We start from the raw sequence: 22,804 nt of genomic DNA, 5'->3' as shown, positions 1-22,804 counted from the left end.
CACAAAACCCCGCAAGCACCTTGAAACCTGCGGGGTTTTTACTTACCTTTGCAACGATCATGGTAAAAGTGTTCACCATATGGCTCATGCTCGTGTATGCGTTCTCAGCAACGGGAGCAAGCGTACACCTCCATTACTGCTGCGGGAAATTACAGCATTTGACCATGGAGAACGAGCATACGACCGACCATGACGATTGTACGCTTTGCCTGAACCACCACAAAAAGAAGAACCATACAACAGATTGCAACGACAGCCAGCATTGTGCTGCCGATGTACAATCACACAACCACTGCCAAGACATACAGGTAGACGCGCAGAAAACCACGGGCGACCACCTACCTAGCAGCGACAAAAACCTACTGAAAATCCAGTCGCTGGAGTTACTGGTCTTTTCATTAGTCCGTATTGCGAATTTCCCGCTGGAAAATACCACAGCCGTGGAAATGGCCAATTCACCACCGCGTGTCGAATCCACCCCCCTCTTCATCCGACTCTGTACCTATCGTATCTGATTCAAATCTGTTTCATCCATGGCCAATGAACTGAGCCAGACACTCTGTTCACCAGGCCGTCGTGCCACGCTGCACGATATTTTAAAAGATGTTTAAGATTAAAATCAAATATGACAATGACTCATTTTATTAAAACGAATATCATCTTAGGTATGTTGTTGGTCGCTACTGTTTGGTCGGCTACAGCGCAAGATAGTACATCCTCCTTTGCAGTCGCAGGCGTTTGCGGCATGTGCAAAGCTCGGATTGAAAAAGCTGTTGAGGGCAGCGGATTAACAAACGCCAATTGGGATACAAACACGCGGCTACTCACCCTCACCTATACCGGTGCATTCGATCTGGAAGCTGCCAAGCAACGCATCCTGGCCGTAGGCCATGATGTGGAGAATCGTGCTGCGGCACAAGATGCCTATGGGAAGCTGCCGGCTTGCTGCCGGTACCACGACGAGAAAAACGTACATAAAACGGGTGGTCAGGACGAGCACGGAGACCATACCGTAACCGGCGTAATTATGCAGGAAAATAACCGTGGCGAACTCAGCCCGATTGTGCACGCCAACGTGCATTGGCTGGAAGACGCATGGGTGAATGCGCGTTCTGACGAGTCGGGGGTATTCCGGATTGCGCATGCGGCACACCGTAAGCAGCTGGTAATCTCCTATGCCGGCCTCCAGCCCGATACGGTAGCGGTGACCGACCCCCACGAAGTGGTGGTGGTGACGGCCAAAGACAACGTCTTGGCAGAGGTGACCGTATCAGCACGGCGTCGCTCGAACTACATATCGGCGCTAAGCCCCACGCGGCTTGAAGTGTTGACAGGGCAAGAGCTTTTCAAGGCCGCCTGCTGCGACCTGAGCGAAAGTTTTGAAACCAATGCCTCCGTCGATGTGGTGAGCAGCGATGCAGTAACCGGCAGCAAACAGATCCAAATGCTGGGCCTCAGCGGCAACTACACCCAGCTTACCGTGGAGAACCTCCCCGGACCGCGGGGCCTAGCCATCCCACTCGGCCTGAACAGCATCTCAGGCGCATGGATCGAATCCATCCAGATTGGAAAAGGTATCGGCTCTGTGGTAAACGGATTCGAAAACATCGCCGGACAAATCAATGTGGAACTGAAAAAACCCGGCACATCTGAGAAACTATTTTTCAACGCCTATGGCAACAACATGGGCCGCACCGACGTGAACCTCAATCTCGCACACCATTTCAATGAACGATGGGCGGGAAGCATCCTGCTGCATGATAATTTCATGTATAACAAACACATGAATTTCAGCAATAGTGGCTTCCGGGATGCGCCTGTGGGCAATCTCTTCTCGGGGGTGAGCCGCTGGAAATACGAAGATGGCAAGGGCCTTATCCTGCAATTCGGCGTCAAATTCCTCAGCGATGACCGCACGGGGGGAGAAATCGACTTTAATCCGGCCACCGATAAGCTCACACAGAATAAGTACGGACTTGCTTTCGACATCGAGCGCTATGAGGCATTTGCCAAAATCGGATATGTCTTCCCCCACCATACCCAACGCAGTATCGGGTTACAACTGTCGGGCTCATCGTTTAACCAACAATCTTATTTCGGCTTGCGCACCTACGATGCCAAGCAACAGAACGCTTATGCCAACCTGATTTACCAAGATGTGATCGGCACGGTTGTGCATAAGTACCGCACAGGACTGAGCATGCAATACGACCGTTACGATGAACGGTACCTGGCCGAACCATTCGGACGTACGGAGATGGTACCGGGCGCCTTCTTCGAATACACCTATAGCCCGTCAGACAAACTCGACGTAGTAGCTGGTATCCGGGGCGATTACAACAACTTGTACGGCTGGTTTGCCACACCAAGGGTACACCTGCGCTACCAGCCCGTAGCGGGAACCACCTTCCGGTTAAGCGGTGGTCGCGGACAACGGACCGCTAATATCTTCGCTGAGAATACAGCGGCCCTGGCTAGCGCCCGAATCGTCCGCATTGTGGCCGCTAACACAGCGGAAAATGCCTATGGCCTTAAACCGGAGGTTGCTTGGAACACCGGCATCAGCTTCGATCAGTCGTTCCGCATGTTCCAAAGGGAAGCATCTTTCAGTACCGAGTTTTTCCGGAATGACTTCACCAACCAAGTGGTGGTCGACTACGAAAACCCACGGGAGCTGACTTTCTATAATCTCGATGGACGGTCGTATTCGAACAGCCTGCAAACGGAGTTCCGATTCATGCCCTTCCCCCACTTTGAAACCCGGTTGGCTTACCGCTTCTTCGACGTGAAGGCAACCTACGGCGACGAATTGCTGCAAAAACCGCTCGTGGCGCGCCACCGGGGTTTTGCAAATCTAGCTTACAATACCCATGGCGGCGGATGGCATTTCGATTACACGTTAAATGTGACCGGGCAAAAGCGGCTGCCATCCACGGCAGCCAATCCGGTCGATTATCGGATGTCCGACTACTCAAAAGCATATGTGACGATGAACGCCCAAATAAGCAAAACAATTGGTAAAACACGGCCTTTCGACCTTTATATCGGGGGTGAGAACCTGACCAACTTCTTCCAGCAAAACCCGGTGCTGGCGGCCGACCAGCCTTTCAGTGAGTTTTTTGACACCTCGTTGCTGTGGGGCCCACTCACCGGCAGGATGTTTTATGCTGGGGTAAGGTTTAGTATCCACTAACAACCTTACGCCATTTGGCGAGACCATCAGGTCGGCAGGGCTTCTGGGAACGATGTTTTGAGCACGTGGTAGAGCTGCTGTGTTGGCAGTCCTACCACGTTCGTATAAGAGCCTACAATTTTTTCGACGGCTACCGTACCGATCCACTCTTGGATGCCATAGCTACCCGCCTTGTCATAAGGCCGATACCCGTCGATGTAGTGATCGATTTCCCATCCAGATAATCGCCCGAAGTGCACCTCGGTAATCTCATGGAAGGTGTGAATAACGCGGTTGTGGAGCAACGATACCGCCGTTATTACCTCATGCTTCCGGTCCGATAGACGTTTTAGCGTACCAATAGCCGCTACCCGGTCCCTCGGCTTACCGAGGATTTGACGATCAACCGTCACTACGGTATCTGCAGCAATAACGAGCTCATCAGTGATTTCTTCTTTAAAAACCGTCGCTTTCTTTTCGGCAATATAGCGTACGGCATCAACCGGATCCAACTGCCCAGGAAACGATTCGTCTACAGACCGCACCACCACTTCGAATGATATGCCCATGAGCGATAACAATTCACGGCGGCGGGGCGATTGTGAAGCGAGGATGATTTTCATATTAACTTTCAATTTTAGCGCGTGCGACCACGTGAACCAACGGAAGCCAAACTTAATACAAAATCGGCAAGCCCAAACGGTTTGGATAAAAAAACTTGCTGTCGACAAAGTCAGACAGCGTGTTGGGTTTGCTGGCCGTCGGCCGTAGCGGGAACGCGTGATTACTCGTAAAATCAGTGTTGCACAAACACTAAGCAGGCGAATCACGATTTTTGGCACAACATTTGAACAGACTACTATAAATGCTCAAAAAATAGTATTCGAGCATATTAAGTGGCCGTTCTTTTGACAATTCGCAAACAAAACGAAGGCTGGAAATAAAAAAAAGTAGTTATCTTTGCATAAAGATTTAGACCCGGGTAACACCGGGAAATTAGGTTGTCTTTTCATAATTTAGGTTTATAATTGGTTAGTAAACAAGCCCCGGTGCCCATCATCGGGGTTTTGTTTTTCTGGGTGCCGCCAAAAAAACCGCTTGTTTAACTATACAAGCGGTTCCTCATCAAGTTCTTCCGTTAATTTAGCTCTTTTTTCCGTTATCCTTTCCTTGGTTATCGCCTGGTTTGGCAATAGATCCACGCATATCGGTATCGGCTTGGATGTTCTGCATCCGGTAGTAGTCCATCACCCCGAGATTGCCGCTACGGAATGCCTCGGCCATCGCGAGCGGCACCTGTGCTTCCGCTTCGATTACCTTCGCTCGGGCCTCCTGTGCCTTCGAGCGCATTTCCTGTTCGGATGCCACGGCCATAGCCCGGCGCTCTTCCGCACGTGCGTTAGCCACTTTCAAGTCAGCCTCCGCTTGGTCTGTCTGCAATTTTGCACCGATGTTTTCGCCAATATCGATATCGGCGATGTCAATGGAGAGGATTTCGAAGGCCGTGCCGCTGTCGAGCCCTTTTGCCAACACGGTTTTGGATATACGATCGGGATTCTCCAGCACCTCCTTATGGTTTGCGGCCGACCCGATGGTTGTCACGATTCCCTCTCCCACCCGGGCAAGGATGGTCTCTTCACCGGCACCGCCTACCAATTGGTTGATATTGGCGCGCACCGTTACGCGCGCCTTGGCAATAAGCTGGATCCCATCTTTGGCCACGGCCGCAACCGGCGGGGTATTGATCACCCTTGGGTTTACCGATAGTTGCACGGCGTCAAACACATCACGGCCGGCCAAATCAATCGCCGTGGCTAATTTGAAGTCCAGCGGAATGTTGGCCTTATCTGCAGAAATCAATGCTTTAATCACATTGTTGGCATTACCGCCGGCCAAAAAATGGGTTTCGATTTCGTTTGAGGTGATATCCAATCCAGCTTTGGTTGAAGTAATCATGGCGTTGGTAACCAATGCTGGCGGCACCTTACGCAACCGCATCAACAACAGATTGAGCAGGTTGATGCGAACGCCCGACAGCTGGGCAGTAAACCACAGGTTTACAGGAAGGAGGTATAGCAGCACGAAAAAAGCTACAATAGCTCCGACGATAATCAAAATAGGGGTGAAACTTGGATCCATAAGGTTCAATACGTTTTATAATGCATTTAATGTTTCTAAAGATAGAACTTTTTTGCCGCTATCTCAAAAAAAATGACCTTTTCAGCTCGGCCACCGCTTTTTCGCCAGCCGCCCGCGTTCAACACTTGGAGAAACGGAAGCAAAACGCTATTTTTAGCACCGATAGAATCGATTCTACAGCAACTATGGATATCATACCCGTTACCGGAGCACAATTAACCCGATCGTTTGTAACCATGGCCCCCGCGATTTACAGCCATGACCCGAACTACATCCGGCCGTTCGACAGCGACGTGCAGCAGGTATTCGACCCGAAAACCAACCCGCGGTACCGTACCGGCAATTGTGTCCGTTGGCTGCTGCGCGACCATACAGGCCGCTTTATCGGCCGCATCGCCGCATTCTACAGCAATAACACCTTCGAACGCGACGAATTTCCGGTGGGCGGCTGCGGCTTCTTCGAATGTATCGATAACCAGGAGGCCGCCAATATGCTTTTCGACACGGCAAAAGCATGGCTCCAAGAAAAGGGGATACAGGCCATGGATGGACCGATTAATTTCGGCGACCGCGAGCGCTGGTGGGGCCTTCTAGTTGAAGGCTTCCACCCGCCGTGCTATTGCTGTAATTACAACCCGCCATATTATCAACAACTTTTTGAGCGGTACGGTTTCCAAACGTACTTCAAACAGTTTACTTATAGGCGTAAAATTGCGACCGAACTATCAAAGAGGGTGAGCGAGAAGGCGATGGACACCCTGCAAGATTCGGGCTACACGTTCAGCCATATAGACGGCCGGAAACTCGATAAAGCTGCCGACGATTTCTGCACGGTATACAACGAGGCGTGGGCAAGGCACGAAGGTGTAAGTCCGATGAGCATCGAAAATGCCCGTAAACTCATGCAAAGCATGAAACCCATCGTTGACCCGAAAATCATATGGTTTGCCTACTATCATGGTAAGCCGGTTGCTTTCTGGGTAAATATCCCAGACGTGAACCAACTCATCGTGAAATACATGAATGGGAAACTCACCTTATGGGGAAAGCTCCTTTTTGTCTGGAACCGGTGGCAGAAGCGTTGCGACACGATGTTTGGCATTGTATTCGGCGTCGTACCCGACCACCAGCGGAAAGGCGTAGAGGCTGCACTCATTATAGCGGGAACGAAAGTCGTACGAGACCCAACGCAAGTAGGGTACAAAGACATCCAAATGAACTGGATTGGCGATTTCAATCCGAAAATGATGAACGTAGCGCGGTATATCGGCGGCACCATTTATAAAACGCATCATACATACCGTTACTTATTTGACCCTACCCAACCGTTCGAAAGGCACCCCATACTTTAGACCAGCCATGTTAAACTGTGTTGCACATATCGTTCGTGTCTTGACTTTTCGTACTTTTGCAGCAAATTAGGAAACGAGTTGATTATGAACCCGACATGACTAATTCGCCAATTGGCAAAATTAGTCATCTAAGGCTCCATCTGCAACTGAAAGTAAATAAGAACAGATGAAAAGACTAACGTTCAGCGGGCATATCTATTTAGGTTTCTCTCTCTTGATTGCTATCCTAATCGTTAGCTTGTTTTACCTCATCTTATTATTCAAACAAATAGACATCGGCCACTCCACGCTTACGAGCATTAAGACTACCTATATCGTCACGGCCATACTGGTCTTTGCGCTCATCATATGGCTGCTGGTTTACATCACGAAATCGTTTGAACACAACAAGAAGATTGCCTACCGTATCCGTCAGTCCAATCGCGATCTGAGCAGGCTATCGAAAGAAAAAGAAATTGATAATTGGATACTCAGCGGTTTAGCTGCGCTTGACAACCAGACACGTGGCGGGCGCAGTGAAAAAGAAATTGCGACAAATGCCATCCGGACGACCTGCCAGCATGTACAAGCGAAAGTCGGCACGATCTACCTCAAAAGTGCATCGCACGAAGACGTATATATCCACGCAGGGTCATATGCTGTTGAGACAGAAGACATGCCCTCCAAGATTATGGGTGGGCAAGGTATGGCGGGCGAAAGTATCACATGTCAAAAACAGCTTGTCTTATCGGATATACCGGAAAATTACCTTACTGTTACCTCATCATTGGGCCGTACCACGCCAAAAAACATCGTTGTCCAACCCCTCATTTACGAAGAAGAGGTTCTCGGGGTTATGGAAATCGGCTTTTTCCGCGAAATAGACCAAGAAACCCTTCAATTCCTACAACGGGCTGGGATTTCCTTGGCGGTAGCCAGCAAAGTGGCGCAGACACACGCTGCGCTCGTCCACCTTTATGAAGAAACCCAGCAACAAGCGGAAGAGCTGGAAGCACAGCAAGAAGAACTGCGGGTACAACAGGAGGAGCTCAAAAACGCCAACCTCGAGCTCGAAGAAAAAGCCCGCTTATTGGAAGAGCGCAACATCTCCCTCGACCTGGCACGCCAATCCATTGCCCTGAAGGTGGGCGAACTGGAACAATCGGGCAAATATAAATCGGAATTCATGGCTAATATGAGCCACGAACTACGCACCCCCCTCAACAGCATCCTCATCCTTGCCAAGCTATTGGAAGAAAACAAAACCGGAAACCTCCTAGCGGAACAGGTGAAATATGCTTCGGTCATTCACCATGCAGGCTCCGATTTACTCGATCTTATCGATAACATCCTCGACTTATCAAAGATTGAATCGGGCAATATCGAACTGTTGTTGGAAAACATTACCCTGTCGTCCATTGCCGAAGACATGCTCGACCTGTTCGGCAGCGTTGCAGACAGCAGGGGTCTCGACTTCCGCATCACGGTAAACGAAGGACTTCCGGTGGGTATCATGACAGACGAACAACGGTTAAGGCAGATACTTAAAAATCTTCTCTCCAATGCGTTCAAATTCACGAAAGAAAAAGGCCGTGTGGAACTACAGTTCATGCGGGCAAGTGAATCACCCGATTGGAGACCCGGCTTATTGAAGGATGTAACGTCAGACCAGGCCATCGCCATCGCGGTGACCGATACGGGTGTCGGCATCGCGCCAGAAAAGCAACAACTGATTTTTGAAGCGTTCAAACAAGCGGATGGCTCCACGAGCCGCCAGTTCGGAGGCACGGGGTTAGGGCTATCCATTTGCCTGGAACTCGCCACCTTACTCAAAGGCAGTATACACGTAACCAGCGCAATAGCCAAAGGCAGCGCCTTTACCTTGTTCCTCCCACTGCACAACAATCCTGAAACGGCAGCCTGTATTCCTGAGGCAAATACAGCATCGCTATCGGTTCCATCTGAGGACCGGAAAGAACAGCACACACCAGCACCAGAAAAGGTGCTCGATGCAGGCGGCCCCAAACGGCTGTTGATTGTAGAAGACGACCGGAACTTTGCAGACATCCTAGAAAGCTACGCCCAGGAGCAGGGATTCGATACACTCGTCGCCCGCCGCGGAGACGCCGGTCTACAAATGGCCCTAGACGCCATACCACATGCCATTATCCTCGACATCATGCTCCCCGTCATGGATGGCTGGACGGTGCTCAAAAAATTGAAAAGCAACCCTACTACCCAGGATATTCCCGTCCACCTGATGTCGGCACACCGACCGGAAAAACACCCGATTGGTACTGAAGCCGTTGGTTTCCTGGTAAAACCGGCCAGCAAGAAATCGCTCGATGAAGTATTCACTCATTTGCATAAGACCATCGCTTCGCCACTCAAGAAAGTGCTGGTTGTAGAAGACCACGAAATTCAAAGCGACAACCTTAAATCGTTCCTGGAAGATGGTGGCGTGGATGTAAAGCAGGCATTTACAGGAGCTGAGGCGCTGGCATACCTGAAGGAGGGCGAGCGTTATGACGGCATCGTGCTGGATATCGATCTACCAGACATATCGGGGATTGACCTACTCGACGAGATCAAACAGACCCAGCCATATGCCGACATACCAGTCATCATCAACACGGCCATGGAGCTCACCACCGAAATGGCCCGACGCATTTTGCAACACGCGAAAACCATGGTATTGAAGTCGGAAAAGTCCAACAGCCGTATCCTCGATGAGGTGAAGTTGTTCATAAACCGACTAAATCGCGATAAGCTGTCTCCAATCCGCGTATATTCCACCGGGCCGGAATCGAAAACGATCCACATGCACGATATCCTGACGGGAAAGCACATCCTGCTCGTTGACGATGATATGCGGAATATTTTTGCACTAAGCACCGTGTTCGCTCCTTACGAGCTCACCATCGATACGGCCAACAATGGCAGGGAGGCGCTGGATATATTAAAAGACAGTCCGGGTATCGATCTGGTTTTAATGGATATCATGATGCCGGAAATGGACGGTTACGAAGCCATCATGAAAATCCGGGCTAACAAACAGTTTGCTGCGCTGCCGGTAATCGCCGTTACGGCCAAGGCGATGCAAGGTGATCGGCAACGCGTTCTCGATGTTGGCGCAAGCGATTACATTGCTAAGCCAGTGGATGTAAACAAATTGTTGTCTTTGTTGCGGGTTTGGTTAAGTTAAATGGCAAACAAATGGCGGTATCATTCGGAAACGTGGAAGAGCTGATAACCTTGATAAATAATGTCCATGGCCTGGATTTGGGGGGTTATTCAAGGGCATCGTTAAAGCGGCGTATATCGCGCATCCTGGCGATTTACCAGATTGATTTCATGGCCCTAAAGGACCACTTGGTAAACGCACCGGGCTTTTTCAATACGTTTCTTATTGAGGTAACGGTTACTGTAACAGCAATGTTCCGAGACCCCGCATTCTATAAGGCCCTGCGCGAGGAGATCACCCCCTACCTTGCCACCTTTCCGCACATCAAGGTTTGGAGTGCGGGGTGCGCTACCGGCGAAGAGGTTTACTCCCTCGCCATCCTGCTCGCCAAAAGAGGGTTATACAACCGTACTTTCATCTATGGAACCGATATCAACGCGGAGGTTATCGAACGTGCAAAGCAGGGCATCATTGATCTGAAAAAGATGAAAATCTATTCCGACAATTACCTACAAACAGCGTCGGACGACTCGCTATCTGAATATTATACAGCCAAATACGATGCCGCCGTTTTCCATCATGAGTTGCGCAAAAACATCTTATTTTCCACACACAACCTCGTATCCGATGGTGTTTTCAACGAATTCCACTTGATTACCTGCCGCAACGTGCTTATTTATTTCAATACCGACCTGCAGCGCCAGGTTGTGGGCCTCTGCTACGCGAGCCTCGCACTATTTGGCTTCCTTTGCTTGGGAGCGAAAGAAACGCTCCCGCCCAACGGCATAAAAGACAAATTCAGAATCATTAGTAAAACACACAACATCTATCAAAAAATTGCTTAAGCTAAGTAACCATGGCACTAACAGTCGAATCATTTTTAGTCATTAGTTTATGGAGAAATTGAAGTTAGTCATCGTAGACGACAAAGAAGAAAACGTACTGAGCCTTAAGGCGCTGCTAGCGGATATCGACAATTTGGACATCTGGGGAAGCACCTCGCCCAACGAAGCACTTCGGTATTGCTGGAACAACGACATCGCTATTGCTATGGTAGACGTACAGATGCCCGAAATCAATGGTTTTGAGTTTGTCTCACTACTCCAGAGTAATCCAAAAACCTGGCAAATCATGGTGATTATGGTTACGGCCATTTCCAAGGAAGATAAGTTCTTGCTCAAAGGACTGCATAGTGGGGCCGTAGACTACCTCTATAAACCCCTTAATGCAGACATCACGGTAGCGAAGGTAAAATCATTCATGCAACAGGTGTACATCCAGCGAGAACTGAAACGCAAAAACGAAGAACTCGAGCGCTCGCACATCGAGCTGGTCAAGGCCAAAAAGGAAGCCGACCAGGCCCGTAGCTCCAAGGAGAACTTCCTCGCCAATATGAGTCATGAAATACGTACACCCATAAACGGCATTACCGGCATTACGGCGATGTTACGCAACTCACCGCTTAACGAACAGCAGTCGGAGTGGTTGGATTACCTCGAAAACGCGTCGCAACAACTATTGCTCATCATCAACGACATCCTGGACCTATCGAAAATCGATTCGGGGAAAATGCGGCTCGATTATTCGCGGACATCGTTACCCAGCATCATCGAGGAACTCAACAGCCTGTTCAGCTACAAGGCCGAACAGAAAGGCATCGTTTTCCATGCCATTACAGATAGCAAACTACCTAAACAGGTACTGGCCGATTCGCTGCGGCTCACGCAGATATTAAGTAACCTGATCTCAAATGGCATCAAATTCACCGAGCAAGGCAGTGTTACACTGGAAACGAAACTGCTTAACCGCGCGCAGCAACGGCTCCATATCCAGTTTTCGGTAAAAGATACGGGTATTGGTATCAACAGCAATGCCATCGATAAGATTTTCCAATCGTTCGAGCAAGGCGAAGAAGGGATTACCAAACGTTTCGGTGGCACCGGCCTGGGGCTGGCAATCGTAAAACGGTTGGTGATTCTGCACAAAGGCCAGATACATGCATATAGTGAATTGGGTAAAGGCAGCGAATTTGTATTCCAATGCTGGTTCGATGAGGCCGATTCAGAAACGGCATCAAAATCGGACAAAAAGCAATACACGGATATGCCGGCCCTCAACAACGTGAATGTACTTCTTGCCGAAGACAATGAACTGAACAGCTTCATGGTTACGCACATGTTGAAAACATGGGGTATCGCAGTTGATACGGTTAAAAACGGAAGAGAGGCCCTGGATAAGGTCGAAAGCTCCCCTTACAGCCTCATCCTCATGGATGCCCACATGCCCGTAATGAGTGGGTTTGAAGCCATCAAGGCCATCAGAAGCGACGAGCGGGAATACATCCGGCAGATTCCCATCATTTCCATTTCAGCGTCTGTATTGCAGCGCGAACAACAGGCTGCCTATGCAGCAGGGGCCGATGCGGTAGTGGGCAAGCCGTTTGATCCCGTATCACTTTACCAGCTCATTAAAACACTCACCGAGGCGAAACGTAAAACCGACACGTAATGCTAAATTTACAATTTAGTGATAAATACACTTTTGTTACGTTCCAAATTCAACTACCTTTGGGCCGCAAACAAATCAGTTCGCTGTATGTTTGCATAGATAACGTACTATCTGAACATTAGATTTATACACAAAATGAAACAGTTTTTTTTAATCCCCGTAATGGCGGGTGCAGTTCTAGCCGCTGCTTGCGGTGGCAACCAAACAAATGAAGAATCGACCGAAACCACGGAAACCACCACCGAGCAGCAAGCGCCGGCAGCAGACATCCCGGGCTTGGCAGATGTGGCCGTAAGTAACGAAATCGCGCTGGAAGGCAACGATATGATGCAGTACAACGAAACACTTTTCCGGGTTAAAGCCGGCGAATCTGTAAAGCTGACCTTCAAAAATGTTGGTGAAATGCCTAAAGAATCGATGGGGCATAATGTAGTGGTATTGCAACCGGGAGTTGACCTACCTGCTTTCGGTGGTGAAGCCATTAAGGCCGTTGATTCCGAATACATTCCTGCAACCTTCGCTTCCTCTATCGTCGCGCACACCAAATTACTGGGACCGGGCGAAACAGATGTGATTGAATTTACGCTGGACGAGAAAGGTGTTTATCCGTTCGTCTGCAGTTTCCCTGGCCACTACGGGGTGATGAATGGAAAAATCGTAGCTGAATAATCGGTTACAGAACATAGGATATCATGAAAGAAGACAGTCAACCGGCTGTCTTTTTTTGTTCCTTTTTCTGCGCATGCGCAATTATTATGTACCTTTGGTCATCGAATTGATTAACTTCATCACATGCAGTACGACGTCATTATCATCGGCAGTGGACCCGGTGGATACGTTGCCGCCATCCGTTGCGCGCAACTTGGTTTGAAAACAGCCATTATCGAAAAATACAGCACGTTTGGAGGCACCTGCCTAAACGTAGGGTGCATCCCATCGAAAGCACTATTAGACTCCTCCGAACATTACCATAATGCTGCCCATCACTTCGGGGGGCATGGCATCAATGTCAGCAACCTGGCGTTGGACGTAAAGCAGATGATGGCCAGGAAAGACGACGTTATTGCCCAAAATGTAGCGGGCATCGCCTTCCTATTTAAAAAGAACAAAATTGACAGCTTTGTAGGTGTGGGTTCCTTTGTCGATAAAAACACGGTGAAGATCACCGGCGAGAAAGGAAAGACCGAACAGCTGACGGGAAAGCATATCATTATCGCGTCGGGCTCCAAGCCCACCGCCCTCCCCTTTCTACCCATCGACAAAAAGCGGATCATCACATCCACGGAAGCTTTGGCTTTGAAAGAGGTCCCTACCCACCTGATCGTCATCGGCGGTGGCGTTATCGGGCTCGAGCTGGGTTCGGTATACGCGCGGCTGGGCGCCAAGGTGTCGGTAGTCGAATATGAAAAGAGCATCATCCCAACCATGGACGGCGGACTGGGCAAGGAGCTGCAACGCGTACTGAAGAAGTCGCTCGGCATGGAATTCCACCTGGGCCATAAAGTAACCGGTGCCACAACGAAAGGGAAAAAAGTTACCGTCAGCGCAGAAAACCCAAAAGGCGAATCCGTTTCTTGGGAAGGCGATTATTGCATCGTGGCCGTGGGCCGTACTGCGTATACCGAAGGCCTCGGGTTGGAAAACATCGGCATTACCCTGGAAGAACGGGGGAAAAAAATACCGGTTAACGAGCACCTTGAAACCCCCGTAGCCGGGGTGTATGCCATCGGCGACGTGGTGAAGGGGGCCATGCTGGCCCACAAAGCCGAAGACGAAGGGGTCTATGTGGCCGAACGGATTGCTGGCCAGAAACCCCATATCGATTACAACCTCATTCCGGGTGTGGTGTATACCTGGCCCGAAGTGGCCAGTGTGGGCAAAACCGAGGAGCAGCTGAAAGCAGATGGCCGCCAATACAAAACCGGTTCTTTCCCCTTCAAGGCTAGCGGCCGCGCCAAGGCAAGTGGCGACACCGATGGTTTCGTAAAAGTGCTCGCCGATGCCAGCACCGATGAAGTATTGGGTGTACATATCATCGGGCCCAGGGCCGCAGACATGATTGCCGAAGCCACCGTAGCGATGGAATATCGGGCCTCGGCCGAAGATATCGCACGCATCTGTCATGCCCACCCGACCTATACGGAGGCACTCCGCGAAGCGTCGCTCGCCGCAACGGATAATCGCGCCATACACATGTAAATACTTTATGAATTTCCATACCCGAAAATGGGTTAAACCCGAAGACCTGAACCCGAACGGGTCGCTGTTCGGTGGTACGCTGCTCCGATGGATAGACGAAGAGGCCGTCATATATGCCATTGTTCAGCTGGGCAATCCGTATGTGGTCACCAAATTCATTTCTGAAATCAATTTCGTGAGTTCGGCCCGCCAGGGCGACATCATCGAGCTGGGTATCACCGCCACGGAGTTTGGCCGTACATCCATCACGCTCACCTGCGAGGTACGCAATAAAATCACCCGGAAAAGCATCCTGACGATCGACAAACTGGTGTTCGTCAACCTGGATGAAGATGGTAACCCCACCCCGCACGGCAAAACGGAGATTACCTACGCATACGCCGGGAATAAGCCCTAACGGCTAACCCTCATGGCGTAGTCGCTTCTCTACGACAAAGGGAGCAAAGGGGATCAGCGAAGCGATGAAATACACAGCCACGCGCTTGAATTTCCACTTGTAGGTGGTCCAACAGAGGACTAGCAGACCGGCATAGGCAACGAAAAGCACACCGTGCGCCCATCCCACATAAGTGACTGCCAAAGGCATACCTGCAAAATACTTCAGTGGCATCGCGACAAAAAACAGGATAATGGTAGAAATGCCTTCGATGATGGCCACGTTTCGGAAATACACAAGTGTCTTTTTAGTTGTATGCATTCTCTGGTATTTTTTGAGGCGCAAGATAGCCAATTATTCGACCCGGCCTGTGGCGTTGCCGCCCTTTGACTGAAATGTGACGATACATCCGGGAATCTGGGGCTTAGCGCCTCAGTAAACTAGCGGAATTTAAAAACTATTGCTCATCCAGAGTCCCCGTGCAGTATCGGACTTTGATTTGTCATGCAATCTCATCCGGTCTCCATAGGCCTTATACGCAGTCCCTGTTCGTCAGGCCGGAACTTTGCCGCCAGCTTCCTTCAGATTATCTTCGATGAGCCCTTCGGGGTTCCACCTCACGGTGGACACCGTTGCCTTGGGCTAACACTTGCTACTGCCAGCGTGTTCGGGACTTGCACCCTAGCGTTATCGCCCATGCCAGGCGCACATGAAAAAGCCCGGCGCAAAGGCGGGACTCAGTACACATATGGTAATTACATGTTAAACCAGCTATTCATAGACCCTTGCCGCCAATAAAATTTCAGACAACATCCTCCATGAAAGTTCCTCTTGTACACTATCTAATGAATAACCTGTTACACCCTTGATAAAACTTGCCAAGTCATTATTTCCCCATTCTTCTGGAGTTTCTTCAAGATTTCTTTTAAATAATTTCAGAAACTCAACGAACTCGACTTTTTGGGCTTGCTCAAATATATTCATTTTCAAAACGATTTATTGGCGTATTTCAATTGACGCTCCTTGATTTGTTGTTGTAAATTTAAATTGCTCACTTGGAGGAATTGCATCTAACTTTTGATAGTTAACAGGGATACCTGCATCTTGAAAGGCTTTCAATCGTCTATTATCCAGTGTATAAATCAACCCATCTTTTTCAACTATCCGTATTGGCCCCACCGCATCGGGCGAAACAGCTCCACTCTTTAGCTTCGGGGTCAAATCGGCCGCACTCTTTTTATTCTTAAAGTTACCGCGCATGTTATCCTGACTAAACCGAACCTTTTCGGGGTCGATTTTGCCCTTTATTGGCAGGTTACGGAATTTAATCGCACTTACACGAGGCCCCTTCCCGCCCCAGTACTGCCCCATCATGCTGAACATGGCATCCCTGTGGGCACTCCCTATCTGGCTTTAAATATACGAGTTGAACCCTTCCGTTTCATACAGGTTCAGGGAGTGTTCCATATCGGCCACCTGCCCTACCGTCCACCGAGGTGGCAAGGAAGATAGCGGCAAACTCGACGTGTCGCTCGACTACCTCTCCGGAAAGACCGACGACCAGCTGGACGCAAGGACGTTCGACCGTGTCCTTGAGGTGCAGAAATTCCCCGAGGACATCCGCGAAAAGCTCTTCTACTTTATCGACATGTCAATCCGGGACAGCAGGGCCAAACAGGCTTATGCACAGTAACAAAAAAAGCCCGGCTCGTTTGGACGGCCGGGCTTGGATTAGACGCCCAAAATCGGTAATGATTTCTTTTATCCCCTTATACCTAATTTATTGGTCAGGGCACCATCAATATCAAAATTCTTTATGGTTGACGTACCGTTTGACTTCGTAAAATTACCTCCAAACTCTATTACGTCATCCCCAACCTTTGTTGAATAAAAAATTAAATCACCTTCCTGTGCCGTCTTTGTAAACACTCTCCCGGAAGATTTGCCGAACGTTTTTATCGTTTGGTTAGTTTATAGCGCTTCATTCGTTTTCCAAAGCTGTCAATGCTTCTTCAAAAGGGACAGCAATGTGGCGATTTGCTTTATATTCAGCAAGACGATCGCGCACAATACGCTTGTGCCATTCCGGCATTGCCTCCGCTGTTTCTTCAAGACCCTCATACTTTTCTTTGAGTTTTTCCCATTCCCTAACGGGTATAAAAACTCCAGTCGTCTTGCCCTTACTATCAGAGATATATTGAACTGACATAATCTTACCTCCTTTGAACGGTAAAGATACAGAAACATTGATGCGAAACCAAACCTAGTTTTGAGGTCCGCTCCTCATTGAGTTTCACGTACTTCAGATACTGCGCCCGCTCGTCGGTGTCCAGCCGGAACTCCAGCGCACCGATGAAGATAACTTCGGAAAGTTCGAAGTCCCTATGCTTGGCGCCTTTGGATTCACGCAAGATAGCAGAAGAAAGTAGCGGGTTAGCCGGGGGAAGAAACCGACTTCGCGCTGTGCCTCGTCTAAGACGATGGACCGCTGCTTGGAAAAACGGAACCTGCGAAGCAAGCTTGAGTGCCGTTGAAAACAAACAGGCAACGAAAAACCACGAAGTGCTCACCGAAGGTAATCTGTCGTGCACCCGTACACCCCCGCTGCGGATTTTCTTAAAAAAATACGTAAGTTTGTAGCCACCGTACATGTTCGGAACAGCAACAGAAACGTGAATCAATCTCAAGAAAGCAACTAAGATATATGAACTACGACATCATTGTAATCGGAAGTGGACCGGGTGGTTATGTAGCTGCCATCAGGGCTTCCCAACTTGGATTTAAAACCGCTATTGTAGAACGGGAATCACTTGGGGGCATCTGCCTCAACTGGGGCTGTATCCCTACAAAAGCGCTACTCAAAAGTGCCCAGGTATTTGAGTACCTCAACCATGCCGCAGATTATGGCATCAAGGTTAATGGTGGCGAAGCTGATTTTGGCGCCATCGTGAAGCGTAGCCGCGGTGTAGCCGACGGCATGAGCAAGGGGATCCAGTTTCTGATGAAGAAAAACAAGATCGACGTGATCATGGGTGCCGCCAAAATCAAAAAAAGCGGCCAGGTCGAAGTCAAAGGTTCGGGCGGTGATACCAAGACCTACACCGCTAAGCACACGATACTGGCCACCGGGGCGCGGTCGCGCGAGCTACCCAACCTCAAGCAGGATGGCAAGCGCATCATCGGATACCGGCAGGCTATGAGCCTCGAAAAGCAGCCCGAGTCCCTCATCGTTGTCGGCTCCGGTGCCATCGGCGTTGAGTTCGCTTACTTTTACAGCGCCATCGGCACGAAAGTTACCGTGGTGGAATACCTCGACCGCGTAGTGCCGGTAGAAGACGAAGAGGTATCCAAGCAATTGGAACGTAGCCTCAAAAAAGCAGGCATCAATATCCTCACCAGTGCCGAAGTGCAGTCGGTCGACACGTCGGGCAAGTTATGCAAAGTACAGGTAAAAACAGCTAAGGGCACCGAAACCATCGAGGCGGAGACCGTCCTATCTGCAGTTGGCATTACCCCCAATATCGAAAACCTCGGCTTGGAAGAAACGGGGGTTAAAACCGACAAGGGTCGCGTGGTGGTAGACGACTTCTACAAGACCAACGTAGCCGGCGTTTATGCTATCGGCGATATCGTTAAAGGCCAAGCCCTTGCACACGTCGCATCGGCCGAAGGCATTATCTGCGTGGAAAAAATTAAAGGGCAGGATGTATCGCCCATCGATTACAACAATATTCCCGGCTGTACGTATTGCACCCCCGAAATAGCCTCGGTGGGTTATACCGAAAAGGCGGCCAAAGATGCTGGTTACGAAGTAAAAGTGGGTAAGTTCCCCTTCTCCGCCTCAGGAAAGGCAAGTGCGGCCGGAGCGAAAGACGGATTTGTAAAGGTCATTTTCGATGCCAAATATGGCGAGTTCCTCGGCGCGCACATGATCGGAGCCAACGTAACGGAGATGATTGCTGAGGTAGTGGTAGCACGTAAGCTCGAAACTACCGGACACGAAATCATCAAAACCGTGCACCCACACCCCACCATGAGTGAAGCAATCATGGAAGCTGCCGCCGATGCATACGGCGAGGTAATCCATTTATAGGCATTAGCCGTACGTCGTGAGCCGTAAGTACGTTCCTTAACGACTTACGGCTTACTTTGGTTAACCAACCGCGATTTAAAGGTAACCTTTACCGGGGCTGGCCGTTCCACGGCGTCTATCAGTTCAAAAAGCGTTTCAGCGGCCTTTTTCCCTTGTTCTCCCGGAAATTGTTCAATGGATGCCATCGGTGGGTTTTCCATATATGTCCAAAGCGGATAGTTGGCATAGCTGATAAAATGAATATCCTGATTGAGGGTTACCCCCCGCTCACGAACGATTTTCATCACGTCCAATGCGACGTAATCATTAAAAGAGACAACGGCCGATGGGCGTTCCGGCAAGGCTAACAATTGCGATATGGCTGCCTCATTACCCTCAGCAGTTAGGTCGGTATTCACCATATACTCCTCCCTAAACGGAATATCAGACTTGCGTAGCCCTTTGAGGTAAGCCCGCTTGCGTTCCATGCTTGCGGGTAAAAGAGGCGGACCGTTGATGAGCGATATGGCATGGTGCCCGCAAGAGACGAACACATCAATAGCCTCGAGCATACCCGTTTCCAAGTCGCTGACCACCTTATTGATATGCTCCAGATCGGGTACACAATCAAAAAAGACAATAGGTATACCCGCCCCCTCCAGGAGTTCAATGAATGCATAATCACGGGTATTCTTACCGATAGACATGAGCACACCGTCCACCCGGTGCGCTTTCAATGTTTGGAGGATACGGAGTTCACGGTCGGCATCGTCGAGCGACTGCCCCATGATGACCGTGTAGCTCTTTCCGTTGGCTACATTTTCAATTTCACTGATCGCGGCCGAAAAGAAGGGTTCGGACAAGCGTGGTAGCACCACGCCGATGGTAAATGTTTTACGTTGTTTAAAAAAAATGGCCGTCTGGTTCGGTTCATAATTCAATTCCTCGGCCACTTTCTTTACACGCATCGTTGTCACCAAACCAATACTCGGATGATCATTCAGTGCCCTCGATACTGTCGATGGCGAGATCTTCAACCGCTTTGCAATTTCTTTAATCGTTGCAGGCTTCCCTTCCTTCATCAGTTTCCCCTTTTTATGGTCAGTTCCAACAATTGTTGGAGCCTGCAATATACGAATTATTAGTAGAAGGAAAATACAATCGAATAACGTTCCTGTTACGGTGTAACGCGTTTACGGAAAGTAAACATACCTTTTCGGCCATGCCGGTCAAGCCTCCGGTTAAGCTGTTCAGACCGGCTTCCGGATAGACGTGTACGGGTATTAGCCTGCCGGTTTTGCACGTTCGACGAGAAGCTACCATTTTCGGCATAATATAATGCTTCGGCAATCATATCTTCCTGGGCATCGCCGAAATCTTTGGTCAAATCATCGATAACTACTTTGTCAACAGGCATGCCCGAAAAGTAATCGCCATGCCCGGCCGAATTAAAGGTCTGAAACGAGACGGCATAGAGGTCTACCCCGAGGATGTTCCAGTTGAAAAACCCAACCGGTTTACCGTAAGTAGTATGCTCGCCGATCAATTTCACGTCGATATGGGGTTTCAGGTTATTGATGAGCAGTTCACTGGCGGATGCCGTCCCCTCCGTAACCAGAAAATAAATCCGGTTGAGATGGAGATTTTTCACTTTATTGAAATGTACGTCCGAAAAGTCAAGCTGAACCCCGTAGCTACGGAGAAAATCATCTAAACCGCTGTTCACCTTATTGGTGTACATCAGGCCATGCCCAACACCAGCGGGGACGAGAAGGTTCGAAAGGTATTCGGCAGTAACCACCGCACCGCCCCCATTGTACCGGAGGTCCACGATCAGTTCCTCCACCCCTTCCGCTTCGAATTGATCCATCAACTCGTCGAGCTGGCCTTTTACATACGTGGGGTTACCCCGATTATCGAGCGTAGACACAAAAATATCAAACATAAAATAGCCCACCTTTTTACTCCCCGCGTTGTAAATACGCCGACTCATAATCGGCTGTAACTGATAATTACCCCGTTTCAACGTCATGTCGACCTCCTCGCCATCCGGCTTGCGGAGCACCAAACTGATCGCACTGGCATCCAATGCATCGAAAAGAAAGGTAAAATTATCCTGCTCCATTGACGAGAGCGACAAGTCACTGGTTCCGTTTACCTGCAAGATTTGCCAACCTCGCCGTATACCGAGCTGGTCGGCCGGCGAGCCTGCATCCACTTTTTTCACGTAGAGGTCGGTGTCGTTGTTATACCGTACATCAAATCCAAAGCTACCGGCATATCCCTGCTGTATCTCGGCGTCTACGGTGCCCCAACGATCCAAGAAACTAAACCGGTCGTAGGGATTCCCCTCGTCGTCCAGCGCGTATCCTTTCAACGCCTCCAACACGGCATCCGCCGAGTTGTATTGCTGGGTATGGTTACGTATATCACCGAACCAATCGGGCAGGTCGGCTTGCCATAAATAAAACCCATGCGTAAAGAAATAAACAGAGTCCTTCAACAGGTCTTCCTGGCTATCGGGCCGTGCGGGTCGCTCCAACTCAGGAACGACCGTCTGCCGATTACATGCGGCATTGGTGCCCAATGCGAGCAACACGATAGCCAAGCGTATCAATTGGGATATATTCATTCCTTATTACGTTGAGAGGTGCGTGAAACGGCTGGAGATTCAAAAAAGCGATTGGCGGCCAGGCAATCCACCCTATTCGATATCGCTGGGTCAGGATCTCCTGGGGCGTGGACGTAAAGCACATCTCCTGCATGCCACCCATTCTCCTGCAGTAAATAATCAAGTGGCTCATGGCCCTTTGCCCTGAGCTCCGCCCGGAAATACACCTTTATCTGTTGGTCCAGCCCATTCCATTCCACGTGTCGGAGTTTATTCAACTGCATGGTGGGGTCACCCTCCGTAAAAACCAACAGTTGCCTTCCGTGTTGATGAGCGTCGCGCATAAAGTCCAGCATGGCCTGATAAAGCAAAAGCTTCGCCGGAAGCCGTGCCGTCTTGTGCATACCTTCAAACTGCACCCGGTATTTGGTATCGATAGCAAACGCTTCCGCTGCACGTTCAAAAAGCCCCGCCTCGCCGTGGTGTTCATAAGCGGTCTTCAGGAAGTCGATGAGTTCCGCTGCCGGCGGCACGGTCTCCGTGTACTCCAACAGGTGGGCAAACAAATAATATACTTGTAGTAGGTAGTCCTTTTTTGGAAACAGCACATCGTCCACCTCAAAGAGCAGCGCTTTCTTGTTCGCGTCGATATCAGCGTATGTCAACATATATCGGTTTGATTAAAAACAATTGTATTGGTTTAACGTCACTTCCATTAGCCCGCGATGCAACACAGTGCCAACGCTTCCGTGGGGCTTGGTCGTGTAAATACGCCAGACAACGCGGTCGGTTGCTCCTCTAGCTGCGCTCCGGCCACAGCAACACCGTGGTCTAGTACAACCAACGGCCATTGCCTTTCTGGGTTCCTGAGCAGGTTAAGCCCGCCCAGATACCCCCCATCGGGCATCCAAATGGCGATACTGTATTCGGCGAATAGCAGTTGCGCCCGGGCCAGCAAACCCATCTCTTTCTCACCGAGCGGAACCACCGCATCGATGTGGTTATCCAAACAGGTGCGGAGCAACTCATGCTCGAAAGCCGCGGTGTCTACACCTGGAAACTGGATGTAATTACCCGTCTGCAGCAACACGTGCGGAACGTCGTCGGCCGAGCCGAATCGAACCTCATACCGGTCGCGCAGCAGCTTACCTACCCGTTGGGCGAATGGCCGCGTACCGTGTGTAATCAATATCCTGCTTGCCATTTCGGTTT

The 22,804-nt window shown here is 49.9% G+C and carries 22 protein-coding genes; 11 read left to right on the top strand and 11 right to left on the bottom strand.

Annotation, left to right across the window (positions count from 1 at the left end; genetic code table 11):
- Positions 1-59: 59 nt before the first annotated feature.
- Entirely contained in the window at positions 60-515 is a 456-nt protein-coding gene (locus U9S71_RS17520; RefSeq protein ID WP_326328975.1) for an HYC_CC_PP family protein, read from the top strand.
- 116 nt (positions 516-631) lie between these two features.
- Positions 632-3,193, top strand: coding sequence for a TonB-dependent receptor domain-containing protein (locus tag U9S71_RS17515; protein WP_326328974.1), 2,562 nt, complete (start codon positions 632-634; stop codon positions 3,191-3,193).
- Positions 3,194-3,219: 26 nt separating this feature from the next.
- Here U9S71_RS17515 and U9S71_RS17510 read toward each other — a convergent pair whose 3' ends face one another.
- A complete protein-coding gene (locus U9S71_RS17510; RefSeq protein WP_326328973.1) occupies positions 3,220-3,795 on the bottom strand; it encodes a Maf family protein in 576 nt (191 codons plus the stop codon).
- Positions 3,796-4,315: 520 nt separating this feature from the next.
- Positions 4,316-5,311 carry a flotillin-like protein FloA gene (gene floA, locus U9S71_RS17505; protein WP_326328972.1) on the bottom strand — a complete coding sequence of 332 codons (996 nt, stop codon included), beginning with the start codon at positions 5,309-5,311 and terminating at the stop codon, positions 4,316-4,318.
- A gap of 185 nt (positions 5,312-5,496) precedes the next feature.
- Here floA and U9S71_RS17500 point away from each other — a divergent pair, with 185 nt between their 5' ends.
- The 7 genes from U9S71_RS17500 to U9S71_RS17470 all read left to right on the top strand — a co-directional run bounded on the left by U9S71_RS17500 (position 5,497) and on the right by U9S71_RS17470 (position 14,930).
- The gene (locus U9S71_RS17500) at positions 5,497-6,663 is read left to right on the top strand and encodes a hypothetical protein (RefSeq protein ID WP_326328971.1); all 1,167 of its coding nucleotides are present in this window, start codon (positions 5,497-5,499) and stop codon (positions 6,661-6,663) included.
- 166 nt (positions 6,664-6,829) lie between these two features.
- The gene (locus U9S71_RS17495) at positions 6,830-9,847 is read left to right on the top strand and encodes a response regulator (protein WP_326328970.1); all 3,018 of its coding nucleotides are present in this window, start codon (positions 6,830-6,832) and stop codon (positions 9,845-9,847) included.
- Positions 9,848-9,858: 11 nt separating this feature from the next.
- A complete protein-coding gene (locus U9S71_RS17490; RefSeq protein WP_326328969.1) occupies positions 9,859-10,671 on the top strand; it encodes a CheR family methyltransferase in 813 nt (270 codons plus the stop codon).
- A gap of 49 nt (positions 10,672-10,720) precedes the next feature.
- Complete coding sequence (locus tag U9S71_RS17485; RefSeq protein WP_326328967.1) at positions 10,721-12,334, top strand: response regulator; 1,614 nt, start codon at positions 10,721-10,723, stop codon at positions 12,332-12,334.
- Positions 12,335-12,469: 135 nt separating this feature from the next.
- Positions 12,470-13,003, top strand: a complete 534-nt coding sequence (locus tag U9S71_RS17480; protein ID WP_326328965.1) for an azurin — start codon at positions 12,470-12,472, stop codon at positions 13,001-13,003.
- 123 nt (positions 13,004-13,126) lie between these two features.
- Entirely contained in the window at positions 13,127-14,533 is a 1,407-nt protein-coding gene (lpdA, locus tag U9S71_RS17475) for a dihydrolipoyl dehydrogenase (RefSeq protein ID WP_326328964.1), read from the top strand.
- Between the two features lie 7 nt (positions 14,534-14,540).
- A complete protein-coding gene (locus tag U9S71_RS17470; protein ID WP_326328963.1) occupies positions 14,541-14,930 on the top strand; it encodes an acyl-CoA thioesterase in 390 nt (129 codons plus the stop codon).
- 3 nt (positions 14,931-14,933) lie between these two features.
- On the opposite strand, the gene U9S71_RS17465 is transcribed toward U9S71_RS17470, so the two are convergent.
- From U9S71_RS17465 to U9S71_RS17455, 3 genes are all read right to left on the bottom strand, one after another.
- Positions 14,934-15,230, bottom strand: a complete 297-nt coding sequence (locus tag U9S71_RS17465) for a DUF3817 domain-containing protein (RefSeq protein ID WP_326328962.1) — start codon at positions 15,228-15,230, stop codon at positions 14,934-14,936.
- Positions 15,231-15,680: 450 nt separating this feature from the next.
- Positions 15,681-15,893, bottom strand: coding sequence for a DUF7660 family protein (locus U9S71_RS17460; RefSeq protein WP_326328961.1), 213 nt, complete (start codon positions 15,891-15,893; stop codon positions 15,681-15,683).
- Positions 15,894-15,905: 12 nt separating this feature from the next.
- The gene (locus U9S71_RS17455) at positions 15,906-16,283 is read right to left on the bottom strand and encodes a hypothetical protein (protein WP_326328960.1); all 378 of its coding nucleotides are present in this window, start codon (positions 16,281-16,283) and stop codon (positions 15,906-15,908) included.
- Between the two features lie 52 nt (positions 16,284-16,335).
- On the opposite strand from U9S71_RS17455, the gene U9S71_RS17450 reads away from it, so the two are divergent.
- Positions 16,336-16,602: a hypothetical protein gene (locus U9S71_RS17450; protein ID WP_326328959.1), complete on the top strand. Its 267-nt coding sequence runs from the start codon at positions 16,336-16,338 to the stop codon at positions 16,600-16,602.
- A 288-nt stretch (positions 16,603-16,890) separates the two neighbouring features.
- On the opposite strand, the gene U9S71_RS17445 is transcribed toward U9S71_RS17450, so the two are convergent.
- Both U9S71_RS17445 and U9S71_RS17440 read right to left on the bottom strand, forming a co-directional pair.
- Positions 16,891-17,118: an addiction module protein gene (locus tag U9S71_RS17445; RefSeq protein ID WP_326328957.1), complete on the bottom strand. Its 228-nt coding sequence runs from the start codon at positions 17,116-17,118 to the stop codon at positions 16,891-16,893.
- A gap of 4 nt (positions 17,119-17,122) precedes the next feature.
- Positions 17,123-17,596 carry a hypothetical protein gene (locus U9S71_RS17440; protein WP_326328956.1) on the bottom strand — a complete coding sequence of 158 codons (474 nt, stop codon included), beginning with the start codon at positions 17,594-17,596 and terminating at the stop codon, positions 17,123-17,125.
- A gap of 17 nt (positions 17,597-17,613) precedes the next feature.
- On the opposite strand from U9S71_RS17440, the gene lpdA (U9S71_RS17435) reads away from it, so the two are divergent.
- Complete coding sequence (lpdA, locus tag U9S71_RS17435; protein WP_326328955.1) at positions 17,614-19,002, top strand: dihydrolipoyl dehydrogenase; 1,389 nt, start codon at positions 17,614-17,616, stop codon at positions 19,000-19,002.
- 44 nt (positions 19,003-19,046) lie between these two features.
- Here the strand turns inward: lpdA (U9S71_RS17435) and U9S71_RS17430 are convergent, their stop codons facing one another.
- The 4 genes from U9S71_RS17430 to U9S71_RS17415 all read right to left on the bottom strand — a co-directional run bounded on the left by U9S71_RS17430 (position 19,047) and on the right by U9S71_RS17415 (position 22,796).
- Positions 19,047-20,063, bottom strand: a complete 1,017-nt coding sequence (locus U9S71_RS17430; protein ID WP_326328953.1) for a LacI family DNA-binding transcriptional regulator — start codon at positions 20,061-20,063, stop codon at positions 19,047-19,049.
- Between the two features lie 95 nt (positions 20,064-20,158).
- On the bottom strand, positions 20,159-21,613 hold the full coding sequence (locus U9S71_RS17425; protein ID WP_326328952.1) for a S41 family peptidase: 1,455 nt from the start codon (positions 21,611-21,613) through the stop codon (positions 20,159-20,161).
- Positions 21,610-22,260, bottom strand: a complete 651-nt coding sequence (locus tag U9S71_RS17420; RefSeq protein WP_326328951.1) for an HAD family hydrolase — start codon at positions 22,258-22,260, stop codon at positions 21,610-21,612. Before U9S71_RS17420 ends, U9S71_RS17425 begins: the two co-directional genes overlap by 4 nt.
- A 47-nt stretch (positions 22,261-22,307) precedes the next feature.
- Positions 22,308-22,796, bottom strand: a complete 489-nt coding sequence (locus U9S71_RS17415) for a hypothetical protein (RefSeq protein ID WP_326328950.1) — start codon at positions 22,794-22,796, stop codon at positions 22,308-22,310.
- Between the last annotated feature and the right edge of the window lie 8 nt (positions 22,797-22,804).

Origin of the sequence: Parapedobacter flavus, assembly GCF_035818675.1 — a bacterium.
GTDB lineage: Bacteria > Bacteroidota > Bacteroidia > Sphingobacteriales > Sphingobacteriaceae > Parapedobacter > Parapedobacter flavus.
Note: the sequence above shows the minus strand (reverse complement) of the source record. Positions and strands in the feature narration are given on the sequence as shown.